The organism is Phenylobacterium sp. FG114, assembly GCF_057809855.1.
In genome coordinates this window covers 15,226-29,160 of sequence record NZ_JBMDKU010000007.1, presented here as the reverse complement: position 1 = coordinate 29,160, position 13,935 = coordinate 15,226, and the positions used below count along the sequence as shown (strand labels likewise).

Annotated in this window: 13 protein-coding genes; 6 read left to right on the top strand and 7 right to left on the bottom strand. The window is 67.9% G+C overall.

Annotated elements, in window-relative coordinates; genetic code table 11:
* The first annotated feature begins 73 nt into the window (after window positions 1–73).
* The 3 genes from ACODSY_RS13255 (at window position 74) to ACODSY_RS13245 (ending at window position 2,431) form a co-directional block, all read left to right on the top strand.
* A complete protein-coding gene (locus ACODSY_RS13255) occupies window positions 74–898 on the top strand; it encodes a glycosyltransferase family protein (protein WP_488952227.1) in 825 nt (274 codons plus the stop codon).
* Between the two features lie 67 nt (window positions 899–965).
* On the top strand, window positions 966–1,973 hold the full coding sequence (locus ACODSY_RS13250; protein ID WP_488952226.1) for an NAD-dependent epimerase: 1,008 nt from the start codon (window positions 966–968) through the stop codon (window positions 1,971–1,973).
* Between the two features lie 2 nt (window positions 1,974–1,975).
* Window positions 1,976–2,431 (top strand): SRPBCC family protein, encoded by a 456-nt coding sequence (locus ACODSY_RS13245; protein WP_488952225.1) that lies wholly within the window; start codon window positions 1,976–1,978, stop codon window positions 2,429–2,431.
* Here the strand turns inward: ACODSY_RS13245 and ACODSY_RS13240 are convergent.
* Entirely contained in the window at window positions 2,428–3,663 is a 1,236-nt protein-coding gene (locus ACODSY_RS13240; protein ID WP_488952224.1) for a M24 family metallopeptidase, read from the bottom strand. The genes ACODSY_RS13245 and ACODSY_RS13240 overlap by 4 nt on opposite strands.
* A 211-nt stretch (window positions 3,664–3,874) precedes the next feature.
* Between ACODSY_RS13240 and ACODSY_RS13235 the strand changes: the two genes are divergently transcribed.
* On the top strand, window positions 3,875–4,198 hold the full coding sequence (locus tag ACODSY_RS13235) for a UrcA family protein (RefSeq protein ID WP_488952223.1): 324 nt from the start codon (window positions 3,875–3,877) through the stop codon (window positions 4,196–4,198).
* Between the two features lie 3 nt (window positions 4,199–4,201).
* Here the strand turns inward: ACODSY_RS13235 and ACODSY_RS13230 are convergent, their stop codons facing one another.
* Together ACODSY_RS13230 and ACODSY_RS13225 are read right to left on the bottom strand one after the other, a co-directional pair.
* The gene (locus ACODSY_RS13230) at window positions 4,202–4,678 is read right to left on the bottom strand and encodes a RidA family protein (RefSeq protein ID WP_488952222.1); all 477 of its coding nucleotides are present in this window, start codon (window positions 4,676–4,678) and stop codon (window positions 4,202–4,204) included.
* Window positions 4,679–4,699: 21 nt separating this feature from the next.
* The gene (locus ACODSY_RS13225; RefSeq protein WP_488952221.1) at window positions 4,700–6,304 is read right to left on the bottom strand and encodes a flavin monoamine oxidase family protein; all 1,605 of its coding nucleotides are present in this window, start codon (window positions 6,302–6,304) and stop codon (window positions 4,700–4,702) included.
* A 429-nt stretch (window positions 6,305–6,733) separates the two neighbouring features.
* On the opposite strand from ACODSY_RS13225, the gene ACODSY_RS13220 reads away from it, so the two are divergent.
* The gene (locus tag ACODSY_RS13220; protein ID WP_488952220.1) at window positions 6,734–9,247 is read left to right on the top strand and encodes a TonB-dependent receptor plug domain-containing protein; all 2,514 of its coding nucleotides are present in this window, start codon (window positions 6,734–6,736) and stop codon (window positions 9,245–9,247) included.
* A 248-nt stretch (window positions 9,248–9,495) separates the two neighbouring features.
* On the opposite strand, the gene ACODSY_RS13215 is transcribed toward ACODSY_RS13220, so the two are convergent.
* The 4 genes from ACODSY_RS13215 to ACODSY_RS13200 all read right to left on the bottom strand — a co-directional run bounded on the left by ACODSY_RS13215 (window position 9,496) and on the right by ACODSY_RS13200 (window position 12,942).
* A complete protein-coding gene (locus tag ACODSY_RS13215) occupies window positions 9,496–10,095 on the bottom strand; it encodes a surface-adhesin E family protein (protein WP_488952219.1) in 600 nt (199 codons plus the stop codon).
* A 64-nt stretch (window positions 10,096–10,159) separates the two neighbouring features.
* On the bottom strand, window positions 10,160–11,449 hold the full coding sequence (locus ACODSY_RS13210) for a nucleotide sugar dehydrogenase (RefSeq protein ID WP_488952218.1): 1,290 nt from the start codon (window positions 11,447–11,449) through the stop codon (window positions 10,160–10,162).
* An 11-nt stretch (window positions 11,450–11,460) separates the two neighbouring features.
* Window positions 11,461–12,528 (bottom strand): AGE family epimerase/isomerase, encoded by a 1,068-nt coding sequence (locus ACODSY_RS13205; protein WP_488952217.1) that lies wholly within the window; start codon window positions 12,526–12,528, stop codon window positions 11,461–11,463.
* Window positions 12,529–12,798: 270 nt separating this feature from the next.
* Window positions 12,799–12,942, bottom strand: coding sequence for a hypothetical protein (locus tag ACODSY_RS13200; protein WP_488952216.1), 144 nt, complete (start codon window positions 12,940–12,942; stop codon window positions 12,799–12,801).
* 164 nt (window positions 12,943–13,106) lie between these two features.
* Between ACODSY_RS13200 and ACODSY_RS13195 the strand changes: the two genes are divergently transcribed.
* Complete coding sequence (locus ACODSY_RS13195) at window positions 13,107–13,790, top strand: exopolysaccharide biosynthesis polyprenyl glycosylphosphotransferase (RefSeq protein WP_488952215.1); 684 nt, start codon at window positions 13,107–13,109, stop codon at window positions 13,788–13,790.
* The last annotated feature ends 145 nt before the right edge of the window (window positions 13,791–13,935 follow it).

The window sequence follows — 13,935 nt, the reverse complement described above, 5'->3', positions numbered from 1 at the left end:
TTGGCCCTGGGGGGCTGAACGCGCCGGCGGCGTCTAACTCCACAACGGGGTTGTCGGGATGGGAGCGTTCGGGGTGGTCAGGCTGTCTGCGCTGGTGTGCGTGCAAAACCAGGATGCGCAGCTGTCGCAATGCCTGCGCAAGCTTTCCTTCTGCGATGAGATCGTGGTGGTCGCCGACCGCTGCACGGACAGGTCCCAGGAAGTCGCCCGCCGGCAGGGCGCGATCCTGATCGACGGCATCTTCCCGCTTGAAAGCCAGCGCAAGGCGGCGGGCATCGAGGCCTGTTCCGGCGATTGGATCCTGGAGATCGACCCCGAGGAACTGGTCGACGCCGCCCTGGCCTGGGAAATCCGCGCGGTTCTGCAGATGCGGCCCGACGGCGATTGGTACGACCTGCCCATCGACAACTACGTGGGCGAAACCCTCATCCGCGACGGCTGGACCGGCGCCTTGAGCGCCCGGCTCGAGCCCCGCCTCTACAAGCGCGGCCTGAAGGCTTGGGAGCCGCGCCGACTCAACGCGCCCGCCGTCATGGCCGGACGCGCAGGCGGCGCGCTCACCGGCGCCATCCGCCGCTCGCTGGGCCGCGACGTGGGCGCGCTGATGGAGCGTCTGAACCGCTTGACTGGCCTCGCGGCCGAAGACCTGGCCGATCGTGGCGCCCCTCTGCGCATGGGCGCGGGCGTCGTCACCGGCCTCGGCGCATTCCTGCGCGGCTATGTGGTGAGGGGCGGATGGCGTGAAGGCCGCCTGGGTCTGCTCGTGGCGCTGCTGTCCGGCATGTTCCCGGTCCTGTCGCGCATGCGCGCCGCCGACGTCCTGGCCGCCCGCAGCGCCGCGACGGCCGAAGCCGCGCGCATCTCCCGCCTGCCCGAAGTGGTCGGACTCGCGCACTGAGCGCTTAAGGCCCTTGCAACCCGGCCGCCGCTAGGCACGCTTCGCGCACAAGCAGCGAGGCGACACCTTGACGATCCTGGTCACCGGCTCGGCCGGCTTCATCGGCTTTCATCTCAGCCGCCGGCTGCTCGAACGCGGCGATACGGTGGTGGGGCTCGACAGCCTGAACGCCTACTACGATCCCAAGCTGAAGGCGTCGCGGCTGGCGATCCTGGAGGGCTACAAGGGTTACCGGCATGCCAAGCTGGACCTCGCCGACCGCCAGGGCGTCCCGGCGCTGTTCGCCGAGGTGAAGCCCAGCCATTTGGTCAACCTCGCCGCCCAGGCCGGCGTCCGCTACAGCCTGGAGAGCCCCGAGACCTACGTGGACTCCAACGTCGTGGGCTTCCTGAACATCCTCGAAGGTTGCCGCGCCACCCAGCCGAAGCACCTGGTCTTCGCATCGACCAGCTCGATCTACGGCAACCAGACCAAGCTGCCGTTCAATGTGCATGACGCGGCCACGCACCCGATCACGCTCTATGCCGCCAGCAAGGCCGCCAACGAGGCCATGGCGCACTCCTACGCCCACCTGTTCGGCATCCCTTGCACCGGCTTCCGCTTCTTCACGGTCTACGGCCCCTGGGGCCGGCCCGACATGGCGCTCTTCAAGTTCACCGACGCCATCCTGAAGGGCCAGCCGATCGACGTGTACGGCCAGGGCCAGATGTCGCGCGATTTCACCTATGTGGACGACATCGTCGATGGTCTGGTCGCCGCCCTCGACCGCCCGCCGGCCGAGAACCCGGCGTGGGACTCGGAGGCCGCCGATCCCGCCACCAGTTCGGCGCCCTGGCGGATCCTCAACCTCGGCGCCAGCCGCCGGGTCGAACTGATGCGCTACGTCGAGGTGCTGGAGGAGAAGCTGGGCCGGAAGGCGCAGATCAATTTCATGCCGATGCAGCCCGGCGACGTGGCCAGCACCGAGGCGGACACCGCCGAGACCAAGGCCGTGCTGGACTATGCGCCGTCCACCTCGGTCGAGGTCGGCGTCGGCCGCTTCGTCGACTGGTATCGCGAGTACTACGGAGTCTGAGGATGGCGCGGATCGACCGGGCGTCCCGCACGATCGAGGCCTCGCCGGCGGCGATCTACCGGGCGCATCTCGATCCGGCCGCCCTCGCCGCCTGGCGGGCTCCCCAGGGCATGCGAGGCGAGGTCTACAGCTTCGACCCGCGCGAAGGCGGGGGCTATCGCATGGCCCTCGTCTATGTCGCCGCCGGGCAAGGCAAGACGAACGACAAGGCCGACGTCTTCGAAGGCCGCTTCGTGGAGTTGATCCCCGACAGGCGGATCGTCGAGCAGGTGCGCTTCGAGACCGATGACGCAGCCTTCGCCGGCGCCATGACCATCACGACGACCTTTACGGCTGTCGACGGCGGCGCCCGTGTCGACGTGGCGATCTCCAACGTCCCGCCGGGGATCAGCGCCGAGGACCACCAGTTGGGCATGGACTCCAGCCTCGCCAACCTCGCGGCCTTCGTGGAGCGCTAGACGGGCCTGTCGATCGCGGCCGAGGGCTGGGAGAACCACTTGGGCCCCTGCGGCGTCATGTGGAAGCAATCCTCAAGACGCACGCCGAACTCGCCGGGAATGTAGATCCCGGGCTCGTCCGAGAAGCACATCCCCGAGGCCAGCGTCGTGGTCTCGCCCCGCACCAGGTTCACCGGCTCGTGCCCGTCCATCCCGATGCCGTGGCCCGTCCTATGCGACAGGCCGGGCAGCTTGTAGTCGGGGCCATAGCCCAGGCCGACGTAGTAGCTGCGCACGGCGTCGTCGACGCTGCCGCAGGCCGCGCCAAGCTTCGCCGCCTCGAAGGCGATCTGCTGGCCCTTCTGAACTTCGCTCCACACCTTGCGCTGCTTCGGGGTCGGCTCGCCGTAGACGAAGGTGCGGGAGATATCCGACTGGTAGCCCTCGACGGTGCAGCCGCAATCCATCAGGACCACCTCGCCCGCCTTCACCGACTGAGGCTTGCCCGAGCCGTGCGGATAGGCCGCCGCCTCGCCCAACAGGATCAGCTCGAACTCGGGATCGCCGCCCAGCGCCATGGTCGCCTGGTTCATCATCCTACCGATGTCCGAAGGACGCATGCCGGCCTCGATCTTCGGGATGGTGTAGCGGTAGGCCGCGATGGTGATGTCCGAGGCGTGCTGCATCAGCGCGATCTCGGCCGGCGTCTTGATCATCCGGCAACCGCGCACCACCGGCGCCCCGTTCCGAAGCGTCGCGGTGGGCAAGTTCCGCTTCAGCCCGTCGACGATGAAGTAGCGGTTGGTCTCCTCGATAGCCACGACGCCGGAACCCAGCTTGCGGTCGCTCAGCCAGCCGGCCACCAGCGCCAGCGGGTCCTCATGCTCCTGCCAGGTGCGGACCTGCGCCGGTACGTCCAGCATCTCGCGGATCGACGGCTCCTCGAAGAAGGGGGTCACCACGCCGATCTCGCCCTCCGCCGGGATCAGCGCGCAGGTCAGCCGTTCGCTGCGGCTCCAGCGGATGCCGGTGAAATAGACCAGACTGGAGCCCGGCTCGACCAGCAGCGCCGAGACGCCCTGCTCGCGCATCAGCTTCTGGGCCCGGGCGATCCGCGCCTGACGTTCCGCCGTGCCGATGGGCGGCGGCCGGTTTGGGAGCCGGGCCGGCAGGTCGGCCGCGCGGAGGCTGAGCGGCGCGGCGGCCAGGGCGAACCCGGCGCCGCCGAGGGTGAGCAGTCTGCGTCGATCCATGTGGCAAAGCTCGCGCGACTCCGGATCGCGCTCAAGGGTCCGCCAGCGCATCACCTGGCCGCCCAAGCCATTTTCACCAAACTGGCCGCGGAATCGCTCACTTGCCCGTGAAACAAGCGCGCTTCTGGGTTACGCGCCCAAGCCGCGCGCACTAGTTAGATCGCTAACGACACAAGCCGGCGCAACGACCGGCCGCAGGAAGGAGTCCCCCATGAAGCTTCTCGCCGCCTCGGCGCTCTTCGCCATGATCGCCGTCGCGCCGGCCACGGCCGCCACGGTGACCACCTCGATCGCCGTTTCTCCAACGGGCCTCGACCTCGGCAGCGCCAGCGGCGCGGCCTTGATGGCGGGTCGCATCGAGCGCGCGGCGGTCCGCGCCTGCGGCGCCTCCGCGTTCAGCGTTCGCGAATACCAGGCGGCCGTGCGGCAGTCCGCTTGCTTCCGCGACGCGGTGGCCGGCGCCGAGGCCCACCTGAACGCCCCGGCGGTGAGCGCCGCGCTCCGCGAGCGCGCCGCCCCCGCCGGCGACCGGTAGGACCTACTTCGCCGGCGTCTTCGCCGCCTGCACCTCGATCTCGGCATACATCCCGGGTCGCACCAGCGCGGCGACCTGGGAGGTGATGCGCGCCGGCTTATTCTTCAGCGGCCCGTAGAACTGGTTGTAGCCTTCCATCATGCCGGCGAAGTCCATGCCGCCGCCCTTGGCCGGGTCGCCCACCAGCAACACGCGCATCATGACGGTGTCGCTGAGCTCGTAGCCCTGCGCCTTCATGATCCCCTGGATCTTGGTCAGGATGCTGATCACCTGGGTCTTGGTGTCGCCGAACGGCGTGGCCGCCGGCGCACCCGCGACGGTGTCGGGGGTGATGCCGCTGACGTAGAGCGTCTCCGAACCGGCCGGCACCTTCACGGCGCTGGAAATGAAGGCGTTCGACGGATTGACATGGAGGTTCTCCGCCTGGGCGGCGCTCGCGGCCAGCGTGAGGACGGCGGCGGACAGCAGGATCTTGCGCATGGTTCTCCCCTCGAAAAGACGTCAGGCCGCGGGCCGGGTGGCGCGGTTCTCCGCCACCGACTGTGACACGCGGGTCGCGATCTGGCCTAGCGTACGTTGCGCGGAAAGCACCGCGCCTTCCTGCCACCCCGGCATCTGCGACAGGTGGGCGCCCGAGAAATAGACGCGGCCGTGCGGTTCGTTCAGCAGCCGGTAGGCCGGATCGTCCAGATGGCCCTCCTGACCGCTCGCCCCGCTCCACGCCGGCCAGGGTCCCAGGTTGAACGGGATCTTGCTCCAGTTCACCACCACCGGATTGCTCAGTTCGCCCTCGTGGCCGGGGTGCAGCCGCCCGACCACCCCCCGGGCGATGGCGATCTGCTCTTCCAACGGGCGCGCCGCGAAGCCCTTGGCGTTCGGGCCCGACCCGTAGCAGGCCAGCAGCATGCCGCGCGCCGTGTGCAGGCCGTTCGACGGATACCAGACCAAGCTGGTGTCGCCGCCCACGAACGAGATGCCGCCGAAGATCTGCTGTTTCTCCCAGAAGCGCGGCGCGTCGAAGCCGATCTTGTTGGAATAGTCGTAGGGTACGGAGGCGATCGCCGCCTTCACCGGCTTGTCGAAATTGCTGTCGATCTTGCTGAGGATGTTCAGTGGGATGGTGACGATGGCATAGTCGGCCTGCGACACCTGGTTCGGCCCGCCTCCCCGGTCGCGCCACGCGACCGCCACGCCGCCGCTGGTCTGGCGAATCTGCAGCACCTCGGCATTCCGGATCACCGGGCTCCGGATCGCCCGCTGGAAGCCCGCGGCGATGCGGTCCATGCCGCCCACCGGCTGGAACATGGTCGCCTGCATGTAGACCATGTCTTCGAACAGGGTGGAGCCCAGCTGCTCATTGGCCAGCAGCTCCCTCAGGGGCAGCGGGTCGCGGCCTTTGCCGAACTGCGCGGCGGCGCCGGGAACCTGCGCGAAGCCAGAGCGCTCGGTGCCCTTGAACGCCATGCCCTGGTCCAGGTCCCCATATGCGCGCAGGAACGGCAGCAGCTTCTGCTTGTCCTCGGCCGTCAGGTCCTGGTCGAGCGCGCCCTTGTTCAGCGCCTTGGCCAACAGCTCGGAGATGTAGCCGCGGGTGTCGTTCACCCCCTGGCGCATCTGGATCGGCTTGCCGCCGTTCGAGCCGGCCGACCAGAAATAGGCGCTACGGCTGGAGTTGATTTCGACCTCCAGCGGCACGCCCAGCTTGTCGCAATAGCCGAGGAGGCCTTCGTGGTGGCTCGGGATCCGCGCGGGCCCGGCGTTCATGTAGAGGCCGTCCGAGAACGAGACCGTCTGGGTCGCCTCCCCCACCATCTCGACCTTGGAGCCGTTGCGCAGGGTCCAGTTGCGGCCGCCGACGCGGTCGCGAGCCTCGAGCAGCGTGACCGAGAATCCCGCGCGTTCCAGTTCGTAAGCCGCCGTGAGGCCGGCGATGCCGCCGCCCAGCACGATGACGCTCTTCCCGGCCCCGATGGTCGCGGGAAGCTGCAGTGGCCCGGCCTTGGCGGGCGTCGCCATCAGGCCGAGGCTGACCATCGCGGAATAGGCTGCCGCATAGCCCCCGGCCGCCCCGATCCTGTGCAGGAAGTTCCGCCGACTAAGCCTCATAACGCCCTCCGCCTGTGCCCCGCCCGGCCCTCCTTGCGGGTGGCTTCAAACGCCCCGGCGGGACCGGGCTGACAAGGCGGCCGATGAGGATTTGAGCAGTTTCGCGAAGACCTGGCGATGGAAGCGGCAGGTTGAGCACAAGAATTCGCCAACTGACGTGAGCGTCGAATTTGCGCGCACAGAATTCTTCGAGTCGGCATAATTCTCCTTCATGTCAAAATCAATATTCATGCCGCATCGCGATGCGCGGTCGCAAATATTTTCATCATGCAACAAAGACGACCGCGATCCTCGCTCCGGGACTTATTGACTCGAACCGGGGCGCGCGTGGTGCTGACCCTCGTTATGCGACGCCGATGTTCAATGGCGCTCGCACGAGGGGAAGACGCCGAGAAGGGCCCACATCGAAAACGAGGGGGTCTAAGTATAATGAAGAGGTTGTTTTCGGGCGTAAGCGCCCTGGTGCTTGGCCTCGCCATGGCTGGCGCCGTCCAGGCCGCGGAGGCGGACGGCGCGGCGGACACGGCGGAGCTGGACGCCGTCATCGTCACCGGCACCCGCACGACCGGCCTGCGCGCGGTCGACAGCCCCGCACCCATCACGGTCCTGGATTCCACGGCCCTGTCCCGCGTCGGCCAGACCGACCTGATCCAGGCGATCGCCCAGAACGTGCCGTCCTTCAACGCCCAGGCGTTCGGCGGCGACACCGCCAACCTGACGCTCTCGGCCAAGCTGCGCGGCCTGTCGCCCAACCACGCCCTGGTGCTGATCAACGGCAAGCGCCGCCACGGCACCGCCAATCTCGCGGTCCTGGGCGGCCCGTTCCAGGGGGGCGCGGCGGCCGACCTCAACTTCGTCAGCCTGGGCGCCGTCAGTCACGTCGAGGTGCTGCAGGAGGGCGCCGCCGCCCAATACGGCTCGGACGCCATCGCGGGCGTGATCAACATCATCCTGAAGGACGCCGACGAAGGCGGCGGCATCACGGCCAGCGCCGGCAAGTACATGAGCGGCGGCGGCGAGACCGCCGACCTGACGCTGAACGTCGGGTTCAAGCCGGTCGAGAACTCGTACCTGAACCTGACCTATCAAACGCGCTATCACGACTACAGCTTCCGGGGCGACGTCGACCCGCGGGTCCTGAACCTGCCGACGAACGTCAACTCGACGTCGCGGTTGTCGCGCTATCCCCAACTCGCCGGCCACCCCGACTTTCCGTATATCAACCGCATCGCGGGCGACGCCGAATACCGACTGAACATCGGCTCGTACAACTTCGGCATCGAGCTCGGCGACGTCGAGCTCTACAGCTTCGGCACCTACGGCGACAAATACGCCTCGGCCTATGAGAACTATCGGGTTCCAAACCTGGTGGTCGGCCGGGATGGCACCGTGCCGCGCCCGCTCGGGTTCAGCCCGCGCGAGGTGATCTACGAGACCGACTACGCCGCCACAGCGGGCATCAAGGGCCTGGCGGCCGGCGGCTGGAGCTACGACCTGGCCTCGACCTACGGAAAAGACAACGTTTCGGTCAATGTGAAGGACTCGCTGAACCGGTCCCTTTACATCGACACCTCGACGGCCACGACGCCCGGGTCCTCGCCGACCGACTTCCACGCCGGCGACTTCATCTTCACCCAGTGGACCACCCAGCTCGACCTCTCCAAGGAATACGACGTCGGGATGGCGAGCCCGATGAACGTGGCCTTCGGCGGCGAGTACCGGCGCGAGACCTACGAGATCAAGCCGGGCGACGCGGCGTCGCGCTACAAGGAAGGCTCGCAGTCCTACCCCGGCTTCCAGCTTACCGACGCCGGCAAGCACAGCCGCCGCAGCTACGCGGTCTACGGCAACGTCGCCCTCAACCCGAGCGAACCCCTGAAGCTCGACCTTGCGGCGCGCTATGAGCACTTCAGCGACTTCGGCGACACATTCATCGTCAAGGGGACCGGCCGCTACGACTTCAACGAACAGATCGCCATCCGCGGCACGGCCAGCACGGGCTTCCGCGCCCCGACTCTCGCCGAGAGCTACTACTCCGCGACCAACGTGTCCCCTACCTCGGCCTTCGTGCAGCTGCCGCCGAACTCCGCCGCCGCGGCCCTGGTCGGCGTCAACGGTCTGGATCCCGAAAAGTCGCGCAATTTCAGCGTCGGCTTCGTGACCCACCCCGGCTGGGGCGTCACCGCGACCCTCGACCTTTATCAGATCAGCATCCGCGACCGGATCGTCGGTTCGGGCTCGCTGTTCGGGTCGGGCGGCGACGTGAACATCCCGGCGGTGCGGGCGGCGATCATCGCCAACGGCAACGTGCTGGATCCCACCGTCACCCAGACGGGGATCAACATCTTCACCAACGGTCTCAACACCCGCACGCGCGGCGCCGAACTCGTCGTCACCACCACCCAGGATCTCGCGGACTGGGGCAACGTGCAGTGGTCGTTCACCGGCAATCTGACCGACACCAAGGTCACCAAGATCGCCGCCCCCCCGGCCCAGCTCGCCGGGGCGTCGCTGTTCGACCTGACCGCGATCGGCAACCTGGAGACCACCGCGCCCAAGTATCGCTTCGTGCTGGGCGCGGTGTGGACGTGGGACAAGCTGAGCGTGAACCTGAAGGAGACGCTCTACGGACCCTCGTCCCGCTATGACAGCCGCACCGGCTGTCCGCTGACGACGGGCTCAACGCTTCCGACCTGCTTCAAGAACAAGATCGACGCCGCCTTCATCACGGACCTGGAGATCAGCTATCGGATCATCGAGCCTGTGAAGCTCACCATCGGCGCCAACAACCTGTTCAACAAGTACCCCGACAAGCTGAATCCGGACTACCGGAACACCTTCCTGACGGGCAACGCCAACGGCTACGTGACCCAGTATCCGACCTTCTCGTCCTTCGGGATCAACGGCGGCTACTACTATGGCAAGATCGCCTACACCTTCTGAGTAGACGCCAAGCCTTGGAGAGGCCGCGGGTTCGCCCGCGGCCTTTTTCGCGTCGCAGCCCTGCACAAACAAAAAGCCGCGCCTTTTTGGGGCGCGGCGAGTTCAGGGAGGAAACGCCCCGAAGGGCAAGGCCACGTTGGCCCGCCCCGCGTGGCGTTGGAAACGGTCTAGCTGGTTCAAACAACGGTTCGGTGACAGGCGCCTATCCGACGGGCGCCTTGCGTACCGATGAGGCGCCGAGGTCCGGCCTAAGGCTTCGGCGTCGCCGGTTTGCCGGCGGGAGCCTTCGTGGGGGGGGCCTTGGGCGTCGGCGGCGCGACCTTCGGGGTTCCGACCGGGGGAGGCCCCACCGGGGCCGTGGCGACCGGCAGCGCGTCCCAGCTTCCCATTAGCGTCACGACGATCTTGGCCAGGCTGTCGGCGGCCACCACCGCCCGTCCGCGCGTCTGTCCGCACACCAGGCTCAGCTCCGCCTGACGCGACCGGCTGGTGTTCACGGGCTCCCATTGCGGTGAGGGATTGACCCTCTCGACCGCCGACGAGCCGTCGCGGAAGAAGGCCGCGAAGTTCAGCCAGCGCATCCGCTGCCGTTTGCAGTCGTATTCGTTGAGGCTCCGGACATATCCGGGCTGCGGCGGGTCGGTCGTCAGGATGTTGCGCTGGACCGTGACCATCCAGACCTTGGTGACATCCGGCTCGGACGCCTGCTCGCGGGCGGAGGGGTCGAACACCACCCAGACGTCCGAGACGGGGTTGACCACGAAATAGGGCCGCGCCTCGGCCGCCGGCGCGGCGATGGCCAGCGTGAGCAGCGCGAGCTGTGCGATCCGTCGAAGCGATTTCGGCAAGCGACAGGTCCTCCCCATTCGACAGACCATATGAGACCAGGGCTTAAGCGGGTGACAAGGCCGCTCAAAGGCGGAGATCGGCCTCCCCCTTGGCCAGCGCCGCCTTCACGTCGAACAGCACCACGTCTTCGACGCCATAGGCGCGGATCCGTTCCGCCCCGAGTTCCAGAAACTGGCGGTGCGCCACGGCCAGGACGATCCCGTCGTAGGCCCCGGCCTCGGGCGTCTCGACCAGGTCCAGGCCATATTCCCCACGGGCCTCGTCGTCGTCGATCCAAGGGTCGGAGACGTCAACGTCCACGCCGTATTCCGCCAGCTCGCGGACGATGTCGATCACGCGGGTGTTTCGGAGGTCGGGCGTATTTTCCTTGAAGGCCAATCCCAGGACCAGGACCCGGCTGCCCTTCACGAGCCGCCCCCGCCGGATCATCTCCTTGACCAGTTCGCGCGCCACATACCCGCCCATGCCGTCGTTGATCCGGCGCCCCGCCAGGATCACCTCGGGCCGGTATCCGACGGTCTCGGCCTTGTGGGTCAGGTAATAGGGATCGACCCCGATGCAGTGGCCGCCCACCAGGCCAGGGCGGAAGTTGAGGAAATTCCACTTGGTCGCCGCCGCGGCCAGGACTTCCTGCGTATCGACGCCCAAGCGACGGAAGATCAACGCGAATTCGTTCACCAGGGCGATGTTCAGGTCGCGCTGGGTGTTCTCGATCACCTTGGCCGCCTCGGCGACCCGGATCGAGGTGGCGCGGTGTGTGCCGGCCGTCACAACCGAGCGATAGAGCCCGTCCACGAAATCGGCCGCCTCCGGCGTCGAGCCGGCGGTGACCTTGACGATGTCGGCCAGGCGGTGGTGCGGGTCGCCCGGATTGGCGCGCTCCGGACTGTAGCCGGCGAAGAAATCGCGGTTGAACGTCAGGCCCGACACCTCGGCGACCACGGGCACGCAGTCTTCCTCCGTGGCGCCGGGATAGACGGTGGATTCGTAGATCACGACCCCACCCCGACCGATCGCGCCGCCGACGGTGCGGCTGGCCGCCATCAACGCCGACAGGTCCGGCCGCTTGTGATCGTCGATGGGCGTCGGAACCGTGACGATGAAGACGTTGCAGCCGGCCAGGGCGTCAGGATCGGCGGTGAACGTGAGCCGCGACGCCGCCGCCAAGGCTTCGCCGGCCACCTCCAGCGTCCGGTCTTCGCCGCGCGAAAGCTCGGCGACCCGCGCGGCGCCAATGTCGAAGCCCACCACGTCGTGCTCCGCGGCGAAGGCCACGGCCAGCGGCAGGCCGACGTAGCCCAGGCCGATGACGGCGATCTTGGCGGGGCTCTGGGTGAAGGGGTTTAGCGCCATTTCGCGGCTGACTAGCACGGTTCGCCCGCGAACCGCGCCAGTTCGCGGGCCGCCAGGTACAGATGATAGAACGAGGTGGCGGGCGACGGCTCCTCGACGAAGCTTCCGTCACCCCGCATTCGCTCGCGCCAGACGCCACGGGCCGGCGTGTCCAGATAGCCCAGCAGGCCGTTCACGCCTTGCAGGGCGGCCGCTTCATCGCCCAGAACCAGCGCCGCCTTGAGATGCTCGGTCTGCGGCCACAGTCGGGCCCCCGCGTCACGCACGGCCAGGTCGTCGGTCAGCGCGTCCACCGCAACCCGTCGCGCCGGATCGAAGCCCTTGCGGCCCACCGCGAACAGCCGCCTCGCCGCCTCCAGTCCCTCCGGCCGCCCCCGCGCGCGACCCCAGCGCTCCAGCAGCCAGGCCCATTCGAATTGATGGCCCGGCTCGATCAACCCGGACGGCCCCGGGAGCGGCCGCCAGTCGCCGTTGAAGAACTCCGAAAGCGCGCCGCTCTCCGCATCGATGAAGCGGCCGAGCGCCAGCTCGACCAGCTCGTCCGAAAGCGCCGCCCAGCCCGCCTCGCCGCCGGCCGCCTCCCAGGCCAGGGAGGCCTCAAGCAGGTGCATCTGGGCATTGGCCTGGAAGGGATGCGTTCCCGCTTCATGAAAGCCGCCGGCCTCATGCCGGAACAGCTCGAGCGCGCGTCTCAGCTCCAGCGCGCGCGCCTCGTCCCCCAGCGCGGACAGGGCCAGCAGGACGAAGGCGTGCTCGTAAAGATAGGCCGTGGCGTCGATCGGCGCTCCTGCAGGGTCCAGGACGGCCATGAACAGGCCGTCTCCGCGCGCCGCACGCCGCGCGAAAAGCTCGAACCCGCGGCGCGCCACGGCGTCGGACGCCCACAGACCCTCGGTCGCTGCGGTGGCATAGACGAAGGCCTGGCGCGCCTGGACGCGGGCCCGGTAGCGCGGATCGTGGGGCGCGCCCGGCCATGTCAGCGCCTCCCGAAAGGCTCCCGTGTCGGGATCGACGCCGACGCTCGCCCACAGCGGCAGCGCCGCGCCGACCAACCAGGCATCGTACCAAGCGGCGGCCACTCGCAGGTCGCGAAAGCCGCCAGGGGGCGGCGGTCCGGGATCTCGGGGGGTGGACAGGGACGGCCTCCATCACGGCCTTGGCGACCGCGGGGCTCACCTATCCTCTTCAGCGCCCTTCGCAAACCGCACGATGAGCCGCCTCGCCGCCCCGCGGCTCCAGCGAACGGGATTCGCGCAGATTGCTCTCCGCCGCGGAGACGGGTAAAACGCCTTAAGTATAAGTCTGTGTATGCTTTTCCGCGCGGCGGACCTGGAGGGGGACCGCGGCTCTCAGGCGAGGAGCGCGCGCAGACCCAAGCCGATGCAGGTCCAGAGCGCCAGCGACGCGCAAGCGCCGATGGCTAGGCCCATGCCGACCGGGAGGCGGCGGGCCGGCTGTGCGTCGGCGACTTGGGTAACCAGTTCGACGGACACGTCGGACGGCATGTTTTTACCTCGACACCGCCCAATTTTCGGGCTGTGTCACATTAAGTACCGATGAGCGTGAACAGTTCGTTTGGGAAAAGGGCTAACGGGGAAGCAACCATGATGTCGGGAGCGACGTCCGGGGGCTTGGGGTAGATCGGGGTGCGTTTTCGATGACGGATGTCGTCGCCAGGATCGTCAGTACCGCGCCGTCGGCCGAAGAGCCCACGGTTCGAGGATTGCTGACGCCCGAGGCCGTCGACGTGGCCCGCAGCATCGGCAAGCGCGCCGTCGACGTCGCCGGCGCGCTCGTCGCCCTGCTGATCTTTCTGCCGCTGCTGCTGACCATCGCGATGCTGGTGCGCCTGGAGTCCGGCGGGCCGGTGATCTTCAAGCAGCGCCGGACGGGCCACCAGGGCCGGATCTTCACGATCTACAAGTTCCGCACGATGACCGTGGCCGAGGACTGCGGGAACGTGAAGCAGGCCACCAAGGGCGACGCGCGGGTCACGGCGATCGGCGCGGTCCTGCGCAAGCTCAGCCTCGACGAGCTGCCCCAGTTCTTCAATGTGCTGAAGGGGGACATGTCGCTGGTGGGCCCTCGTCCGCACGCGCTTGCGCACGACGACTACTACGGCGACCTGATCCCCGCCTATGTGGATCGCTTCCGCACGAAGCCCGGCCTGACCGGCCTTGCCCAGGTCAACGGCCTGCGGGGCGAGATCCAGGACCTGCGCTGCATGCGCGACCGGATCGCGGCCGACAACCTCTACATCGACAGCTGGTCGTTCGGCCTCGACATCGCGATCCTGGCCAAGACCGCGATGATCATCTTCCGCGACCCTCAGGCCTACTGAGCGGCCGTCGCCCTTACGGTGACGATTTATCAACCCTAACTGCAACCGAACGGCCCACTTCGCCGAATATAGCCAAGATTGCGCAGTCACCGGGACGGGACCCGTGGCGCGGCTCTTGCTGCGAACCCTGCACAATCGACGGGGC

Coding starts and splice junctions, on each gene's coding strand:
- ACODSY_RS13245 (WP_488952225.1), top strand. CDS start 1,976: ATGGCGCGGATCGACCGGGCGTCCCGCACGATCGAGGCCTCGCCGGCG.
- ACODSY_RS13240 (WP_488952224.1), bottom strand. CDS start 3,663: ATGGATCGACGCAGACTGCTCACCCTCGGCGGCGCCGGGTTCGCCCTG.
- ACODSY_RS13235 (WP_488952223.1), top strand. CDS start 3,875: ATGAAGCTTCTCGCCGCCTCGGCGCTCTTCGCCATGATCGCCGTCGCG.
- ACODSY_RS13230 (WP_488952222.1), bottom strand. CDS start 4,678: ATGCGCAAGATCCTGCTGTCCGCCGCCGTCCTCACGCTGGCCGCGAGC.
- ACODSY_RS13225 (WP_488952221.1), bottom strand. CDS start 6,304: ATGAGGCTTAGTCGGCGGAACTTCCTGCACAGGATCGGGGCGGCCGGG.
- ACODSY_RS13220 (WP_488952220.1), top strand. CDS start 6,734: ATGAAGAGGTTGTTTTCGGGCGTAAGCGCCCTGGTGCTTGGCCTCGCC.
- ACODSY_RS13210 (WP_488952218.1), bottom strand. CDS start 11,449: ATGGCGCTAAACCCCTTCACCCAGAGCCCCGCCAAGATCGCCGTCATC.
- ACODSY_RS13195 (WP_488952215.1), top strand. CDS start 13,107: ATGACGGATGTCGTCGCCAGGATCGTCAGTACCGCGCCGTCGGCCGAA.